Raw genomic sequence first — 16365 nt, 5'->3', positions numbered from 1 at the left:
ATGGATGCCGGGAAAGGGCAGGGCTCGAGCGGAGCCACCTTTGCTCGCAACTGCCGCGCGATGACCTTTCCGACCCTTCGGCTCAGGCTCCTTCACGTGCTGGCCTTGGCGCTCAGCGGCCCAACGGCCGCATGGGCTCAAGTGCCCACGCAATGCCTCGAGATCGAGAGCATCCTGGTGGACGCCTGCATAGACCTGGCGCAGTGCCCGGGCGGGGCCGAAGGGCAGAATGAGATGGTGCGCTTCCGAACCGGCCCGCAGCCCATCGCCCTCAGCGAGCTCGAAGCCGATTGGCCGAACAACAGTTGGAACGGACTGGTTCAGGATGCGGCAACGGCCGCGCTCACCGACGCGCTGAATGCGACCATCCAAGGTTGCGGCTGGCTGCTGGAGCCTCCGGGCGGCGTGATCCCGCCGGGCAGCCAGGTGCTCATGGTCACCAGCACGCAGATGTGCGCCGCGGCGAACTCCTTCGCGAACTTGAGCGATACGCTCTTCATCGTGTTCCAAGCGCCGGGCAACACCAGCGGCCACTTCGCCAACCACAACAACGGCGCGGCCATCAGCCCGGTGCCTGTCGGTGCGGAGAGCCTGCGCACGCTGATCCTCATTCATCTCCCATCCGGCTGCGCCGATACCGCCACTTACGACCGTTCCCAATTGGTGAACGTATTCGGCACCTATGGGGGCGCGAGCGCGGAGAATGACGGGGCCACAGCCGAGTTCAGCTGGCCAGGCACGCCCACGGTGACGTACGTGAACTACGGTTGCCAGGCGCCCTTCGAGCCAACCCTGGTTGAGGTGATCTACGCCAATGGCAGCATCTGCAATGGTGCGGGCAGCGTGCAGCTCACCGGCAGCGTATCGGGCACCGATGTGATCAGCGTGCTCTGGCAAGGCGGTACCGGCAGCTTCGATGATCCCTCGTCCACGACCGCCACGTACACCGCGGGCGCAGGCGATCTGGGTCCGGTGGTGGTGCAGTTCTGCGCCTTCGGCGCGTGCGGCCTGCCAATCTGCGTCGATTACACCTTGCCCGGCGGCGCAGCGCCTTTGGTCACGATCAGCGCGGATGGCCCCACGGCGCTCTGCCCGGGCCAATCGGTCACGCTGACCGCAACCGGCGCGGACAGCTACGAGTGGAGCACATCGGAGACGACGGAATCGATCGCCGTATCAGCGCCGGGCACCTACAGCGTGCAAGGCACCAACGCCTGCGGCACGGGCAGCGCGCAGATCGAGGTGACGCAAGCCTCCGGGCCTTCGATCAGCATTACGCCCGATGGCCCCACAGCGCTTTGCCCCGGGCAGAGCGTGACGCTCACTGCCAGCGGGGGTGACAGCTACCTCTGGAGCACCTTGGAGACCACGGAGTCGATCACCGTAACCGGACCCGGCATCTACAGCGTGGAAGGCACCAACGCCTGCGGCACGGGCAGCGCGCAGATCGAGGTGACGCAGGCCTCCGGGCCTTCCATCAGCATTACGCCCGATGGCCCCACAGCGCTTTGCCCCGGGCAGAGCGTGACGCTCACGGCCAGCGGCGGTGACAGCTACCTCTGGAGCACATCGGAGACCACGGAGTCGATCACCGTAGCCGCACCCGGCATCTACAGCGTGGAAGGCACGAACGCGTGCGGCACTGGCAGCGCGCAGATCGAGGTGACCCAAGCCAATGGCCCCACCGTGAGCATCACGCCGAACGGTCCAACCGATATCTGCACCGGCCAGAGCGTGGTGCTCACCGCGAGCGGCGCTGACAGCTATCTCTGGAGCACGCAAGAGACCACAATGGCGATCACCGTGAGCCAGGCCGGAACCTATTCCGTGACGGGCACGAACAGTTGCGGAACCGGCGTAGCGGAGATCACGGTGAACGTGATCGCGGTGACCGCCTCCTTCACGGCCGATCCGGCGTTCGGGGAAGCGCCGCTGGATGTGAGCTTCACGAATTCGAGCACGCCCGCCAATGGTGCCATGCTCTGGCAGTTCGGTGATGGCAGTACCAGCACGGACTTTGAGCCTGCGCATACCTACGTGGATGAGGGCTCCTATTCGGTGTCGCTAACGGTGACCGCTCAGGGCTGTACGGCCAGTGCAACGGGAGTCGTGGTGGTGGGGGAGGGTGATGCGCTGCCGAGCGCGATCGAAGTGCCCAACGTCTTCACGCCGAACGGCGATGGCGTGAACGATCAGTTCCGACTGGATGCCGTGGGCATCGAGCGCATCGAGGTCCTCATCTTCAATCGTTACGGACAAGAGGTTGCGCGCCTGCTGCGGGCGAAGCAGGTCTGGGATGGACGGACTTTCGGTGGTGAGCCCTGCAGCGATGGCACGTATTTCTGGGTGCTCGAGGCGAAAGGGCTCGATGGCGTTACGCACAGCCTCAAGGGCAGCCTCACCCTCTTGCGGTGATCGCGCGCAACGTGTTTTAGCGCATCGGCAGGCACCGGGCAGGACCCTATGACCGTCCTTTGCAGCCGATGCGGATCTTCCGGACAGCGCTGCTGATGCTCTTGCTCGCCCTGGCGGCACGGCTATCAGGCCAATGCCCGGTCACGCTGTCGAGTTTCCCATACGTTGAGGGTTTCGAGAGCGGTCCTTCTTGGGTCGCAGGTGGCACCAGTAGCGATTGGGCCTGGGGCGCACCGACCAAGCCGGTGATCACCAGCGCTGGTGGCGGCAATAATGCCTGGGTGGTCGGTGGGCTCACGGGCTCATTCTACAATTACGGTGAGCAGAGCTGGCTCGAGGGCCCCTGCTTCGACTTCAGCGCGCTGCCCTTCCCATACGTGTCGTTCAGGATCTTCTGGGAGTGCGAGCGCACTTACGACGGCCTTGGCTTCCAGTACTCGCTCGATCAAGGCCTTACCTGGTCGAACGTCGGCTCGGTGAACGATCCGCCCAGCTGCTTCAATCAGCACTGGTTCAATACGGCCAACATCAACAACCTCAACCTCGCCAATCCCAAGCAGGGCTGGAGCGGCCGCATCGGCACAACCCAAGGCAGCTGCGCTGGCGGACAAGGAAGCGCGGGTTGGGTCACTGCCTCGCATTGCCTCGGATTCCTCGCGGGGGAGCCGAGCGTGAAGTTCCGCTTCGTATTCGGCGCAGGCACCACCTGCAACAGCTACGACGGCATCGCGATCGATGACGTGTACATCGGCGAAGCACCGGAAGAGCCCACCGCGATCCAGTTCGAGTGCTTCAGCAATGAGCTGTACATCGAGGATGTGCAGACCTGTTCCACGGAATGGCTCTGGGATTTCGGTGATCCCGCTTCCGGTGCTGGCAATACGAGCGATCTGCTCGCGCCCTCACACGTCTTCAGCGGCCCGGGCTCCTACACGGTGACCTTCACGCGGTTCTTCGATTGCCGCTCGCCGCAAGTCACCACCATCGTCCTGACCATACTCGGCTTGGAGGTGAATGCCACGCAGCCCACCTGCGCAGGCGGGGATGGAGCACTGGAGGCGATCGTCACGAATGCGACCGGACCTCTCTCTTTCTTATGGAATCCGGTTGGCGGCATTGCCAGCAGCATCAGCGGGCTCGACGCGGGCACCTACAACCTGAATGTGACCGGCGGGTCCGGCACATGCCCCACGGGCGCCATCGTCACGCTGGATCCACCGCCAGCGGCTCCGACGGTGAGCGCCAATGCAACAGCAGCCTCCTGTTCCGGCTTCTCCGATGGGGCGGTAACAGCCATCGTGAGTGCGGGCACCGCACCGTTCGCCTTCGCATGGTCGCCATCGGGTGGAAGCAACGCCACGGCTTCGGGCCTGGTCGCGGGCACTTATACCTGCACCGTGACCGATGCCAATGGCTGCAACGCATCCGCCAGCGCAACAGTCATGGAGCCGCCGCCATTGACCATTTCGGCTGGAGACACGGTGAGCATCTGCCTCGGTGATTCCATCACCTTGAGTGCCAATGCAAGCGGCGGCACGCCGGGCTTTGCATACGCATGGAGCCCCAACGGCCCACAGGTCTCACCGTCGGTGAGCACCTCTTACAGCGTGATCGCCACCGATGCGAACGGTTGTGCCTCCGCGCCGGTCGTCACGCAGGTGGAAGTCGGTGATGCGGGCACGCCAACCTTCACTGTGATCGACACCTTGGGCTGCACGCCGCTTTGCGCGAGCTTCATAGCCGATGCGGATGATGGCGAATTCATTTGGGAAATGGGTGACGGCACGGTGATCTCCGATGGACCGAGCATCCGGCATTGCTACAGCAGCGGTGGCGTGTTCGATGTGCGCCTAACCCGCGCGGATGCCAGCGGTTGCAGCGGAACTTGGACATTCGCGGAGGCCGTGCATGCCATCCAATCGCCGACGGCCGCATTCAACGCCGTTCCGCCGGTGACCACAGTCAAGGAGCCGCTGATCCAATTCATCAACAGGTCCACGGGGGCCGATAGCGTGCTATGGAGCTTCGGGGATCCTTCGGATAGCACCAGCGCGAGCTACGATGCGGAGTTCGCATACCATGTGGTGGGCTGCTATCCGGTGCAGCTCCTGGTGACGAATGCTGAAGGCTGCTCTTCAACCACGGCGCTGGAGGTCTGCGTGGAGGCCGAGTTCGGGGTGTACATCCCCAACGCCTTCACGCCGAACGGCGATGGGTACAACGACCTCTGGGGCGCCATCACCACCGTGGGCAGACCGCGCGAATTCGAGCTGGTGGTCTTCGATCGCTGGGGCGGTGAGCTGTATCGCGCCGATGAGAAGCAGGCCTTCTGGGACGGCACGGCCGCCGGGCAGGTCCCGCAAGGCGTGTATCCGTGGATGCTCCGAATGCGGGATACGGAAGGCAAGGTGCAGCAGCGTACCGGCCATGTGACGCTGCTGCGTTGATGGGGCCTACTGGATCGAATCATGCTTGCGCTTGAGCGCATCGAGCACGCGCTGCACCTCTTCCTTGGTGGCCCCTCGGTCCTCGGCCTTGCCGGCCGTGCTCTCCAAGCGGCCCTGCTCTTTGGCGATATCGCCCTGCGCCTTGGCCTCTTGCTGCATCAGCTTCGCCAAAGAGGATTCGCCCTTGGCCAGCTTCTCCCGTGCCTTCGTGAGCTTCTGAAGGTCCTTCGGATCGTTGCTCAGCGCGAACTTCTTCTCGCGGCCGGCGATATCACCGGTGAGGTGCGCGTTATCGCGTTCGATCTTGGCGCGCTTCGCTTTGAGCTTCTCGAGCTGGCTGTTCGACTTGGTGATGCGCGACTGGCTCTTGGCCACATCACCCTTGGTGTCGGCCAGCTTATCACCTGCCTTGGCAAGCTGCTTCTCGTACTCCGCGATCTGCGCTTGCACCACCGCCTGGTTGTACTTCACGGCCAATGCGCGCATGTAGGCTTCCTGGCCGTCCGTGGTTCGCGTGGGCGTGGAGTCGTTCATGGCGAAAGCCACGGTGAGCTTAGCCAGGTTCGACTTCTTTTCCTGCGCGGAGGCTGCGGCTGCCAGTTGCGCTTCGGGCAACTGGGGGACACGCAAGCCTTGGGCTTTGGCAGGCTTGCCCTTGGTGACGGCGGTGCTCACCGCTTGCATGTCGGCCATCCACCAGCCCATCACGTCACTGGCATCGGCCTCATGCACGGCGATGGTCCACGCGGATAATCTGAACACGCCGTTCTGCAGGCTGTCAGGCACCACCGCTATGGTCTTGTCCCACGAGAGCGCATAGCCCTCATGGGTGGAATTGCCTTTCTGCGCGTCGGCCTTGAATGCATGGAGGATTGACGCAGCGGTGATTAGCAGGATGGTGCGGTTCATGGCAGTTCGTTTGAGCGCTGCAAGTTCGGCATGATTCAGACTTTACCGGTGATGTTGGTCACCCGGGTTCGGGCAAATCGCGCAAGGCCAGGTACACGCGATGCATGGGCAGTCCCATCACGGTGTAGAAGCTGCCCTCGATGCGCTCCACGGCGGTGTAGCCGATCCAATCCTGCACACCGTAAGCCCCGGCCTTGTCAAAGGGCTTGTGCTGCTCCACGTAGTAGGCGATTTCGGCGGCCGTGAGCACCCGGAAGCGCACCACCGCCGTATCGGCGAAGTGGAGCAGGTTGCTGGCGGTGCGCAGGCAAACGCCTGTGATCACTCGGTGCGATTGACCGGACAGCAGGCCAAGCATGCGGCGGGCGTCGGCGGCGTCAACCGGTTTATTCAGCAAGTGCGGGCCCGTGGGGTCATCGAGCAGCACCGTGGTATCGGCTGTGATGAGCACTTGGTCGGATGCGAGCGTGCCACGCCAGGCTTCGGCTTTCTTGCGCGCGAGGTGCTCGGCCACCTGGGCATCGGCTATGCCAGCAGGCGGCGTCTCGTCCACATCCACGCTGGTGATCTCCACCGGCAGGTCGAGGCCTTGCAGCAGAAGGCGCCGGCGCGGCGAAGCGGAGGCGAGGATCAATCGCCAGGGGAAGAGCGGAGGGTGGCGCATCATAGGAACCGGATGATCGCCGCGAAGCCCGCTCCCATCACCATGGCCACCTTCATCAAGGCTCCGGCGCGGTTGTGCTCCTCGCGTCGATTCGCGTTGTACGTGAAGCCTGCGGACAGGAGCAGCGGCGCGATGATGCCCAGCTGGATGTACCAGTACGCGAGGTTGCCGCGCAGCGCAGGCACGAGCATGTGCAGCGCCAGTAGCGCGAGGATGAGCGATGCGATATAGAGCAGCACGAGCGCCTTCGCCCAGCGCATGCCCCAGGCGATGGGGATGGTGCGGCAGCCCTGGGCGGCATCGCCTTTCACATCGGCCATGTCCTTCTGCAGCTCGCGCACCAGCGAGGACAGGAAGGCGAAGCCAGCGAAGCCGAGCACCCACCACCACAATTCGGTGAACGAGCTCTCCATCCCGTACCGCGAATCGTCCGGCAGGGTCACGGTGCTGTAGGCGTGAAAGGAATGCTGCAGTGCTGGGACCTCGTAGAGCCCGACCGTGAGCGGTACCAGCGCGGTGAGCGTGGCCACGGTGCCGTTGCCGATGATGAGCTGACGTTTGAAGGTGGTGCTGTATGTCCACAGCGCGCCGATGGCGAAGGCGGGGATGATCAGCAGCGGCCATTGCCCGGTGCGCCATGCCACGATCGCGCCGCAAAGAAGGCCCGCGCTGCTGAGCACCAGGTGCGCGGCCATGGCCACGCGGCGCTTCACGGTGCGGCCCACGAGCACCTGGTCCGGCTTGTTGATCCGATCGATCCGCGTGTCGAAGTAGTCGTTGATGATGTTTCCGGCAGCGCCGATGAGCACCACGCTGAGCACGAGCAGCAGGAAGAGCCACAGCGGCAGCTGCGGGCCGAAGCCAGGCTCCACCGTGAGCTGCCCGCGCGTGATGCCCCCGCCCACTTCCTGCAACAGCTCATTCAGCCCGCGCTCGAGCCAGCCCAGCACGAGGCCGTAACGGATCAGTGCCATGGTGAGCGCCATGATCAGAAGGTTCAGCGGGCGCGCGAGGCGAAGGAGATCGAGCATGCTCACCAGGTGTAGGCGCCGTCGGTGAGCCACTTGCCCTGCACCTTCATGGCCTGTTCCAGAAGGTCGCGCACGCATCCGTGGCCACCGGCCTTGGCGCTGATGAAGCGGCTGATGGCCTTCACCTCGGGAGCGGCGTCTGAGGGACAGCAGGGCAGGGCCACGCGCTGCATCACGCGCAGGTCGGGGATGTCATCGCCCATGTAGGCGGTGCGCGCGGGATCAACGAGGCCCTCGGCGATGAGGGCATCGAGCTTGGCGCTCTTGTCATGCACGCCGCTGTGGTACGCCGTCACGCGCAGCCGCTCGAAGCTCTCGCGCATGCCGTCGCTCTTGCCGCCAGTGGTGATGATGATGCGGCAGCCTTCCTTCATGGCATGCTGCACGGCGTAGGCATCGCGGCTATGGAATGTGCGCACGGGGTCGAGCCCGGGCATCATCAGCACACGGTTGTCAGTGAACACACCGTCCACATCGAACAGGAAGGTGTCGATGCCCGAGAGGAGCTCTTTATAGGTCGATGCCATCCGTGGGGTGGCCATGCGCCTTCAGCACCATGCTGCTCAATTGCGCGTAGGCGCGGCGAAGATCGGCTTCGCCCTGCAACAGTTCGAGGTGGCGCTTCACGGAGCTGACATCGCCACGGCGAGCCGGGCCGGTGAGGGCCTCAGCAGGTCCGATGGTGGTGACCTTGTGCGCGGTGAGCTTCCAGAGCGGCATGAGCAGGTTGGGCGGCAGCTTCTCCTGTTTGAGCAGGCGCTGGGCCTCGTGCATGAGGAAGACCGGGAAGTTGCTGGCAAGCACGGCGGTCAGGTGCAGAAGTTCGCGCTGGCGGTGCGGGAGCTGCAGCACGCTCTCACTGACGGCGCGCGCCAGCCGGAGCACGGCGGATTCGGCTTCTGGCGAGCTGCCTTCCACAGCCATCGGCACATCGCTCAGGTCGATGGGAGCGCCGTGGCTGAGCGTCTGCACCGGCCAGATCACGCCGCGATGCGCATGCGGCAGCAGCACATCGATGGGCACCGCACCGGCGGTATGAACCAGCACGCTGCGGCCTGCGGGGATCCGCGAAGCCACTTCCGGGATGCTGTCGTCGCTGGTGGCGATGATCACCAGGTCGGCGGGCGGCAACGCACGGTCCAGCCGATGCGCCGGCCGCTCGAGGAAACGCGCGAGGTCGTTGAGTTTCTCCGGGTCGCGGCCTGCCACGCCGATGAGTGGCAGCTTGGCCTTCACGATGGCGTGGCCCAGGTGGTAGGCCATGCGGCCGGTGCCGATCAGGAGGATGGAGGTCATGCAGGGAGTTGTGGGGTTGATGAGGTTTGGAGTTGAGGGGATGCGCGCGGGTGGTGCGTTCAACCTTCAACCGCTCAGCTTCTCAACCTCTTTCCTCCGCACCCGCTGCCACACCGCCATGCCCGAGCCCAGTGCCAGCAGCACGCAGCCGATCCAGAGGATATTGATGCCCGGGAAGATTAGCGCCTGCATCACTACGAATTCCTGTTCGGCCACATCGAGGCTGGCCTTGCCGCCTTCCACTTTCGCAAGGCTGAACCGCACGCGCAAGGGCTCCACTTCAGCAGCCTTGCCCATCACGGGCTGGCCATCGGCGTAGATCACCACCGGCCGAGCCTCGAACCAGCGGTCGGCATCGTACAGGTCGCGGATGCGCAGTGCGGCAGCGTGCACGGTGAAGCGATCGCCCAGCAAGGCCTTGGTGGAGCTGTCGCGCAGCACGTAGAGGCTGTCGATCACCACGAAGCTCGTGGGCGTCACGATGGTATCGCCCGCGAGCTTGTCGTACCGGCGATTCGGCATCCAGGTGTCGTCGATCGTGATGGTGCCATCAGGCAGCGTGTCGGGATCCATCGCCATTTCGGCGTAGCGCAGGTGCGTGTAGAGGTCGCGCGTGGGCCAATGGCGGGTGCTGGGCTCGGGCACGTTGCCCATGCGCTTGTTCAGCTGGATGATCGGGGCAAGGCCGAAGAGCCGTTCGCCCGGGGCCGTCGGGCTCCATTCCCGCGCATGCCAGAGCTCGCGCTTGCTGTAGCGCTCGAGCGGCTCCCAATAGTCGGGTTGCTGGCGCAGGAACTCGGGTTCGGCCACATGCGCCTCGCGCGCGCGGAAGAGCGTTCCGCGAAGGCGCACCGTATCGCCCTTGGCGTAGCGGCGCGGATCCACGGCGAAGTAGTCCATGTCGAAGAGCAGGTTCACGCCCTCTTGCCGCTTCGACCGGTAATGCACATAGAACTCGCCCATGCGAACGGTGTCGCCGCGGTAGAGCAGGATCTCCTTGCTGTTGCTGAAGCCTTCGTTCAGCACGCGCAGGTCCATGCCGCGCATGTTCATGCTCACCTCCTGCTTTCGGCCGGTGCTCACCAAGGCGCCCAGCAGCACCAGCGCGAAGCCCGTGTGCGCGATGCTGGGCCCAGCTCCTTTCAGCCGCCCCTTGAGCACAGCGGGCACATAGCCGATGTTGGCCACGGCAGCGAACACGGTGGTGAAGAGCAGCATGCCGAGCTGCAGCTCATGCGCCTTCAGGTGCAGCAGCCACGCGGCCAGCACGGTGACCACGATACTGACCGTCAATGCAACCGCGATCTGCCGGATCAGGCGCGCGAAGCCATCCTGTTTCCACCGGAGGTATTGCGTGAAGGCCACCAGCAGCGATACGATGATGGCGAAGGGAGTTTGCCAGCGGTTGTAGTGCGCGATGGCCTCACTGGGCGGTGCCAGTCCTTCGCTGCCAAGCTTCAGCAGGAAATCCCAGCCCGTGCGCTCACCCATGCTGGTGAAGAAGCCCTTGAAGGGCGTGAGCAGCAGGTTGGTGACGGGGATGCTGGTGCTGAAGGTGATCTGCGCCGCGCTGAGCAGCAGCACCAGCGAGGCGATGAAGAGCCAGAATTCGCGGCTCCACAAGGCCTCTTCGGGATCGTTGGAGCTGAAGCCCTTCCGGTACGCGCTGAAGAGGTGCGCCGCTGTGAGCAGCCCGAAAAGCAGGATCGCTTCCACCTCGATGCCCAGTGCAAGGCCAACCGCAAGCAACGCGAGCGAGAGCCCGACATAGACCCAGCGCTGCTTGCGGTCCGGATGCATCAGCGCGGCGGCGATCCCGATGAAGATGAGCAGGAAGCGGACGAGCGCGGGCAGCATGCCATCGCCGGTGAAACTGTGCACGCTGGTGTCACCCAGCACGCCGCTGCGGGTGAGGAAGGTGCTGTAAAGCACAAGGATGAAGGTGATGAGCGTGAGCGTGAATGCGCTGAACAAGGAGGTCTCCTTGCGCTTGTTCACGAGCATCAAGTGGCCTGCGCCAACGAGCGTGATCCAAGGGACCAGCGAGGCGTTCTCCACCGGGTCCCAGGCCCAGAAACCGCCGAAGCTGAGTGCCTCGTACGCCCATGCGCCGCCCATGAGGATCCCCGTGCCCAGCACCATCACGCCGAAGAATGTCCATGGCAAGGCGGGCTTCATCCACGCGCTGCGCTGGTTGCGCCAGAGCCCGGAGATCGCGTACGCGAAGGGCACCAAGGTGGCCGCGAAGCCCAGGAAGAGCGTGGGCGGGTGGATCACCATCCAGTAGTTCTGCAGCAGCGGGTTGAGGCCGCGGCCGTCCTTGAACTCGTCGATGGCGGTGAGGTAGCCAGCCATCTTCGTCCACGGCAGGCCGATGTAGTCCGTTGTCTCTCGGATGAGCAGGAAGGGTGAGCTGCCGAGCTTCCAATCGTCCACATAGACCCCGATGATCATGAAGGCGAGGAAGACCTGCACGAGGGCGAACACCGCCATCACATGGGGTTCCCATGACCTGGCGCGTGCGATGAGGATATTGCCCAGCACCACGTGCCAGAAAGTCCAGAGCAGGAATGAGCCTTCCTGTCCTTCCCAGAAGCAGCTGGCGATGTACTTCATCGGCATCTGCAGGTTGCTGTGCTTCCACACGTAGTCGAACTCGAACCAGTGGTTGAACAGCATCACGAAGAGCGTGGCCACGATGCCGAGCACCGCCACGCTGTGCGCCCGGAATCCCAGGCGGCCCAGGCGGGTCCATGCATCATCCTTCCGTTGCGCGCCGATGAAGTATGCCAGCGTGGCGAGCATGGCGCTCACCAGCGAGATGATCGTGAGCGCGTGGCCGAGCTGCCCTGCCCAGGCATGCTCGCCGATGTATTCGATGGTGTCGTTCAAAGTGATGGTTGAGGGTTGTTGCTTCGCGGAGCCTCGCAATGACAGGTTGATCCGGTCGGGGGTCGCACCGTGCGGGCATTTCAACCTGCAACCGCCGAAGCCTCATTGAAGGCGGTCAACCCACAGCCTGATCAACTGCCCACCTGCTGCATCTCATTGTACTTGCTCGGGCATTTCATCAGCATGTCGTGCGCATCGAACTCGCCGGCCTCATTCATCTTGCCGGTGAGCACGATGCTCTCCGAGCGCTCGAAGTCATAGGGCTTGGCCTTCGCCAGGCGCACCAGGCAGCGTTCGCCATTGTCGTCCATCAGTGTGAATGTCGTGAGGTTGGCATCAACGATCGGCTCGTACTCCACGGGCGCGCTCTTGTCCAGGTAGCCCTTCACCTTGAACTCCTTGCCGGGCTTGGCCTTGGCCTGCGCGAGGTCAACGAAGGTGCTGCTATCGGCCAAGGTGGCGATGAAGGCCGCCATGGCAATGGCGATGAGCACGAGGGCGATGATGTGCGAGCGCTTCATTTCCGGTGATGGTTCTCCATTCGCCCGATGCGGCGGTCGAGCCGGTAGAGCCAGAAGGCCAGGCCGAGCAGGATCACGCTCACCACGGCGATCACGGTGTTGATCTTCCCGCTTCCGTAGAGCGTGTCCACGAGCCAGTCAGGATTCCCCTGCGCGTGCGCTGTGAACGGCGCGGCGAGCAGGAGGGCGATGAGGGGAAGTCTAGCGGATGCGCGCATCTTCTTGGAGGATCTCGAGCCGCGCGAGGCGGTACCGTAGATTGAGGAGCCAAGCGCCGATGCCCATCCAGCCGAGCACGGCGGCGTAGAAGACAGGGCGCAGGCTGCTATCGAGGTCGTATTGGCTGAAGGCCGGATTGCCGCCGCTGCCGGGGTGCAGGCTCGCGGTCATGCGCGGCAGGGCCATGATGAAGAGCAGCATGAGCACGTACGCGAACACGTTGTAGATCGCCGAGAGCCGCGCCCGCTTCGCAGGATCGGTGACGCTGCCGCGCAGCACCAGATAGGCGAGGTAGATGAGCACGGTGACGGCAGCTCCGTTGAGCTTCGCGTCGCTCGTCCACCAGCCGCCCCAGGTGGCGCGCGCCCAGATGCTCCCGGTGATCAGGCCGAGGAAGGCGAAGAGCAGGCTCACGCGCACGGCTGCCACAGCGCCCCGGTCATGCAGCTCAGCGCCGCTGCGCAGCACCAGGATGCTGAACACCAGCGATACGGTCTGCAGCAGCATCATGGTGAACCACATGGGCACGTGGAAGTTCAGGTTGCGGATGGTCTCATAGAGCAGGTTCCGGTTCGGGAAGAAGAATCCACTGCGCCGATGCACTGTCATTTCGGCTGCGATATCGTGCGTGGCACCGCTCCCTTTCACAGGGTTGTAGAAGGCATCGAAGAGCCGCATGGTGCCAGCGCCCGGAGCCGTCACCAGCAAGTCGCTCATGTCCTCACGGAGGCCTTCGGGCACATACATGTGGATCCTGGCATGCGTGCCATCGATCACATCCACGCGTCCGGCTGGCACGAATTGCCCGCCATTCTCGATGTAGGCGATGACTTCATTCGGCACGAACTGCGTGCGATAGCCCAGCACCTCGATGGCATGCCGCGCACCCGGCTGCAAAGTGGCCGGCTCAACATGCACGATGGCCGGTGCCAGCGGGGTGCGCAGTGCGGTGATGGATGCGGCGAGCACCAAGGCAACCGCCAGGAATTTCCACCACCAGTGCTTCATTCTCAATCGCGCCAAAGGTACGGGAAGAGCAACCAGGCCAGGGTGATGGTGACCGCATCGAGCGCAGCGATCCCCGCGAACAGCAGGCCCGTTTCGGACCAGGGCGCGCCTTGCAGCGCGAGCTGGCTGGCACGCATGATGGCGAGCAGCATGGGCAGGATCACCGGGAAGCCAAGGATGGCCATAAGGCCGATGCCGTTGCCCGCCCGCGCCGCGATTGCCGAGATCAAGGTGAGCACAGCCGCGAATCCGATGCCGCCGAGCAGGACCGCACAAGCGAATTGCACCAGGTCCGCGCCAGACATCGGCTCCGTTCCTAGGAATAGGGCATAGAAAAGCAGGCTGGTGATGCTGAGCGCCGCCATGGTGAGCGCATTGTAGGCCGCACGGGCGATCACCACATGGCGCGGGTGGGCCATGGTGTAGAGGTACAGTTGCCTTCCTTGTTCCTCGCGTTGGAAGGAACGCGCCAAGGCATTGAATGCGGCGAAGAGCAGGATGATCCAGAACAGCGCCAGCCAGGAAGCGCTGTTCAGGCTGTCGCGCACTGCGAGATGGGCCACGTACACCGCGCTCACCACGTAGAGCAGCATGCCGCCCCAAGCAGCGCGTTGCCGGAGGTCCAGGGCGGCTTCCAGTCTCAGGAGGTGGATGATCTCATGCGCCACGGCGGCGCAAGGTAGCGGCGGCTGCCGGTGCGGTTCCGGCGCGCGGCGCGGCTACGGTCACTTCTTCTTGTCCTTCACCTGCACGGCCTCGGCGATGAAGACCATATAGACATCGATCAACGGGCGGATTTCCGCTGGTGCCTTCCGGTTGGCCTCGGCGGGGATCACCAGCAGCACCTTGTCCGCCCAGCGCGCGAGGCGGTAGGCCTTGTACTTGCGGAAGAGCTTCAGTCGGGGGAAGCGCTTCTCGAAGCTGTCGATCCCATCGGGCCAATTGCGCTCATGGCTGCGGAAGACCACGGCTTCGATCTCAGCCCTGCTCAAGCCTTGCTTGTCGAGCGCCGCAAGGGCCTCAGCATCGTCGCCCAGGTCGTAGGTGGCGTACACCGCATCGGGCCGGATGATCCGGGCCGGGCGGAGCCGCTGCCACGAGGGGCCCTTGCTCGGCGGCTCCTTCAGCGCTGAGGCCTCAACTGGTTCGATGCCCCCGGCCCGGAGAACGAGGTAGAAGTCGTTCTTCGCACGAAGATCGTCGGGCATGTGGTAATTGAATGCGGCAGGCACGGAGATGATGGACATGGGCCCTTCATCATCGGAGTAATCGCACACGAGGTAGGCGGTGTAATTGCGCAGGGCGCCGGCATGCACCGTGCGCGCGCTATCGGAGCGCAAACCGTTCGGCAGGGCAGCTGGTTCGCTCAGGCGAAGCACATCGGCGATCCCCTCAGGCGTCACTCCTGCCGCTTGAAGGCCCGCTTGTGCGGCGGCGTCCTGTGCTAGGTCAGGACGGGCCACCAGCGCTGCGGGCATCACGATCCTCACGTAGGTTTGGGCTTGCAGGCTGATTGTGCAGCCCAGCGCGGCCATGGCCAGGAGTCGGTTCTTCATCTGGGGCTTGGTACGCAAGTCGTGGCGGAAAGGTAGGGTCGCGCTCAATCGGCAATCGCCGCTTGTGTCGAACCTTTGCAACCCTGGCCTGTTCATCCGCCATGCGAAACATGAACCTCATGCTGCTCATCTCCTTCCTTGGCCTATTCGGTTGTTTCCGCACCGTTACCCATGCGCCACTTGGCCAGGCACCTGCAGCGGGCGGCACTGGCTTCCACGAGCTCAGCGCGATCGATATCACGGGCAAACCGTTCAGCTTCGCGCAGCTGAAGGGAAAGAAGGTGATGCTGGTGAACACCGCCAGCGAATGCGGTTACACGCCGCAGTACAAGCAGCTGCAGGAGTTGCAGGAGGCCTACGGTGAGCGCGGCCTGATGATCATCGGGTTCCCGTGCAACCAGTTCGGCGGTCAGGAGCCGGGATCGGAACAGGACATCGAGACCTTCTGCCAGAAGAACTACGGCGTATCATTCCCCATGATGAGCAAGGTGGAGGTGAAAGGCGAGGGCCAGCACGCCGTTTATCAGTGGCTCACCCGCAAGGAGCTCAACGGTTCGATGGATTCAGCCGTGAAGTGGAACTTCCACAAGTTCCTGGTTGATGGGGACGGGCGTTTGGCCATGTCGCTCGAGAGCGGGGTATCGCCCTTGGATGATCGTGTGATCAATTGGATCGGAAACCCATGAACGAGCAGGTCGATATCCTCTGCATCACCGCTCATCCGGACGATGTGGAGATTTCCATGGCTGGCACCGTGCTGCATCATATCGCGCTCGGCCGCAGCGTGGGCATCGTTGACCTCACGGCAGGCGAGCTCGGCACGCGGGGCATGCCGGAGCTGCGTGCTCAGGAGGCGGAGGCCGCTCGCATGGTCCTTGGGGCCACGTTCCGATACCAGCTTGGGCTGCCCGACGGGTTCATTGAGGATGACCGTGAGAGCCTGCTCTCAGTGGTGGGCAGCATCCGCAGGCACCGCCCGCGCGCGGTGCTCACCAATGCGCTGCGCGATCGCCACCCTGATCATGGGCGCGCGGCAGCGGTCGTTTCCCGTGCTGCTTTCCTCAGCGGCCTCAGGAGGTTGTCCACGCATGATCAAGGCGGAGAGCAGGAAGCCTGGCGCCCGACCACATTGCTGCACGCTGTCCAGGACCGCTGGATCGATCCGGACCTGGTCTTCGACATCACGCCCTATTGGGAGAAGAAGCTGGAAGCGCTGCACTGCTTCGCCTCGCAGTTCCACGACCCCAAGAGCGAGGAACCGAGCAGTCCGATCGCACGCCCCGATTTCCTGCCCTTCCTCGAAGGCCGTTCGCGCGAGATGGGCCGCTTGTTGATGGTGACCTACGGAGAGGGATTCTGCGCATCGCGGCCACTGGGCATCAAGGATGCCGTTGATCTGAACTGAGA

15 protein-coding genes are annotated in these 16365 nt (G+C 63.9%); 4 read left to right on the top strand and 11 right to left on the bottom strand.

The annotated features are described in order from the left end of the window. Window positions 1–60: 60 nt before the first annotated feature. Both IPM12_16660 and IPM12_16655 read left to right on the top strand, forming a co-directional pair. Window positions 61–2415, top strand: coding sequence for a gliding motility-associated C-terminal domain-containing protein (locus IPM12_16660; GenBank protein ID MBK9149437.1), 2355 nt, complete (start codon window positions 61–63; stop codon window positions 2413–2415). A 68-nt stretch (window positions 2416–2483) separates the two neighbouring features. Continuing rightward, window positions 2484–4862, top strand: coding sequence for a gliding motility-associated C-terminal domain-containing protein (locus IPM12_16655; GenBank protein ID MBK9149436.1), 2379 nt, complete (start codon window positions 2484–2486; stop codon window positions 4860–4862). Window positions 4863–4868: 6 nt separating this feature from the next. Here the strand turns inward: IPM12_16655 and IPM12_16650 are convergent, their stop codons facing one another. From IPM12_16650 to IPM12_16600, 11 genes are all read right to left on the bottom strand, one after another. Next, window positions 4869–5771, bottom strand: a complete 903-nt coding sequence (locus IPM12_16650) for a hypothetical protein (GenBank protein ID MBK9149435.1) — start codon at window positions 5769–5771, stop codon at window positions 4869–4871. 58 nt (window positions 5772–5829) lie between these two features. Continuing rightward, complete coding sequence (gene maf, locus IPM12_16645; protein MBK9149434.1) at window positions 5830–6438, bottom strand: septum formation protein Maf; 609 nt, start codon at window positions 6436–6438, stop codon at window positions 5830–5832. Then, window positions 6435–7466, bottom strand: coding sequence for a geranylgeranylglycerol-phosphate geranylgeranyltransferase (locus IPM12_16640; GenBank protein MBK9149433.1), 1032 nt, complete (start codon window positions 7464–7466; stop codon window positions 6435–6437). The genes maf and IPM12_16640 overlap by 4 nt, the downstream gene beginning before the upstream one ends. 2 nt (window positions 7467–7468) lie before the next feature. Then, window positions 7469–8008, bottom strand: a complete 540-nt coding sequence (locus IPM12_16635; GenBank protein ID MBK9149432.1) for a 3-deoxy-D-manno-octulosonate 8-phosphate phosphatase — start codon at window positions 8006–8008, stop codon at window positions 7469–7471. After that, window positions 7977–8762 (bottom strand): DUF2520 domain-containing protein, encoded by a 786-nt coding sequence (locus tag IPM12_16630; GenBank protein MBK9149431.1) that lies wholly within the window; start codon window positions 8760–8762, stop codon window positions 7977–7979. The genes IPM12_16635 and IPM12_16630 overlap by 32 nt, the downstream gene beginning before the upstream one ends. Window positions 8763–8828: 66 nt before the next feature. Continuing rightward, window positions 8829–11654: a cytochrome c biogenesis protein CcsA gene (ccsA, locus tag IPM12_16625; GenBank protein MBK9149430.1), complete on the bottom strand. Its 2826-nt coding sequence runs from the start codon at window positions 11652–11654 to the stop codon at window positions 8829–8831. Window positions 11655–11785: 131 nt separating this feature from the next. Beyond that, a complete protein-coding gene (locus IPM12_16620) occupies window positions 11786–12175 on the bottom strand; it encodes a cytochrome c maturation protein CcmE (GenBank protein MBK9149429.1) in 390 nt (129 codons plus the stop codon). Beyond that, window positions 12172–12393: a CcmD family protein gene (locus IPM12_16615; protein MBK9149428.1), complete on the bottom strand. Its 222-nt coding sequence runs from the start codon at window positions 12391–12393 to the stop codon at window positions 12172–12174. Before IPM12_16615 ends, IPM12_16620 begins: the two co-directional genes overlap by 4 nt. Continuing rightward, window positions 12377–13402: a cytochrome c biogenesis protein CcsA gene (ccsA, locus tag IPM12_16610; protein ID MBK9149427.1), complete on the bottom strand. Its 1026-nt coding sequence runs from the start codon at window positions 13400–13402 to the stop codon at window positions 12377–12379. The genes IPM12_16615 and ccsA (IPM12_16610) overlap by 17 nt, the downstream gene beginning before the upstream one ends. A gap of 2 nt (window positions 13403–13404) precedes the next feature. Further along, a complete protein-coding gene (locus IPM12_16605; protein ID MBK9149426.1) occupies window positions 13405–14070 on the bottom strand; it encodes a heme exporter protein CcmB in 666 nt (221 codons plus the stop codon). Between the two features lie 57 nt (window positions 14071–14127). Beyond that, a complete protein-coding gene (locus tag IPM12_16600) occupies window positions 14128–14958 on the bottom strand; it encodes a hypothetical protein (GenBank protein MBK9149425.1) in 831 nt (276 codons plus the stop codon). A gap of 101 nt (window positions 14959–15059) precedes the next feature. On the opposite strand from IPM12_16600, the gene IPM12_16595 reads away from it, so the two are divergent. Next, window positions 15060–15644, top strand: coding sequence for a glutathione peroxidase (locus IPM12_16595; GenBank protein MBK9149424.1), 585 nt, complete (start codon window positions 15060–15062; stop codon window positions 15642–15644). Further along, window positions 15641–16363 carry a bacillithiol biosynthesis deacetylase BshB1 gene (bshB1, locus tag IPM12_16590; GenBank protein ID MBK9149423.1) on the top strand — a complete coding sequence of 241 codons (723 nt, stop codon included), beginning with the start codon at window positions 15641–15643 and terminating at the stop codon, window positions 16361–16363. The genes IPM12_16595 and bshB1 overlap by 4 nt, the downstream gene beginning before the upstream one ends. The last annotated feature ends 2 nt before the right edge of the window (window positions 16364–16365 follow it).

It is taken from the genome of Flavobacteriales bacterium (genome assembly GCA_016716605.1).
Lineage (GTDB): Bacteria > Bacteroidota > Bacteroidia > Flavobacteriales_F > PHOS-HE28 > PHOS-HE28.
This window is presented reverse-complemented; position numbering and strand designations above follow the sequence as displayed.

What these genes read in the sequence shown, in the direction of transcription:
- IPM12_16660 (MBK9149437.1), top strand. Translation starts at nt 61, where the DNA reads ATGACCTTTCCGACCCTTCGGCTCAGGCTCCTTCACGTGCTGGCCTTG.
- IPM12_16655 (MBK9149436.1), top strand. Translation starts at nt 2,484, where the DNA reads ATGCGGATCTTCCGGACAGCGCTGCTGATGCTCTTGCTCGCCCTGGCG.
- IPM12_16650 (MBK9149435.1), bottom strand. Translation starts at nt 5,771, where the DNA reads ATGAACCGCACCATCCTGCTAATCACCGCTGCGTCAATCCTCCATGCA.
- maf (MBK9149434.1), bottom strand. Translation starts at nt 6,438, where the DNA reads ATGATGCGCCACCCTCCGCTCTTCCCCTGGCGATTGATCCTCGCCTCC.
- IPM12_16640 (MBK9149433.1), bottom strand. Translation starts at nt 7,466, where the DNA reads ATGCTCGATCTCCTTCGCCTCGCGCGCCCGCTGAACCTTCTGATCATG.
- IPM12_16635 (MBK9149432.1), bottom strand. Translation starts at nt 8,008, where the DNA reads ATGGCCACCCCACGGATGGCATCGACCTATAAAGAGCTCCTCTCGGGC.
- IPM12_16630 (MBK9149431.1), bottom strand. Translation starts at nt 8,762, where the DNA reads ATGACCTCCATCCTCCTGATCGGCACCGGCCGCATGGCCTACCACCTG.
- IPM12_16620 (MBK9149429.1), bottom strand. Translation starts at nt 12,175, where the DNA reads ATGAAGCGCTCGCACATCATCGCCCTCGTGCTCATCGCCATTGCCATG.
- IPM12_16615 (MBK9149428.1), bottom strand. Translation starts at nt 12,393, where the DNA reads ATGCGCGCATCCGCTAGACTTCCCCTCATCGCCCTCCTGCTCGCCGCG.
- ccsA (MBK9149427.1), bottom strand. Translation starts at nt 13,402, where the DNA reads ATGAAGCACTGGTGGTGGAAATTCCTGGCGGTTGCCTTGGTGCTCGCC.
- IPM12_16600 (MBK9149425.1), bottom strand. Translation starts at nt 14,958, where the DNA reads ATGAAGAACCGACTCCTGGCCATGGCCGCGCTGGGCTGCACAATCAGC.
- IPM12_16595 (MBK9149424.1), top strand. Translation starts at nt 15,060, where the DNA reads ATGCGAAACATGAACCTCATGCTGCTCATCTCCTTCCTTGGCCTATTC.
- bshB1 (MBK9149423.1), top strand. Translation starts at nt 15,641, where the DNA reads ATGAACGAGCAGGTCGATATCCTCTGCATCACCGCTCATCCGGACGAT.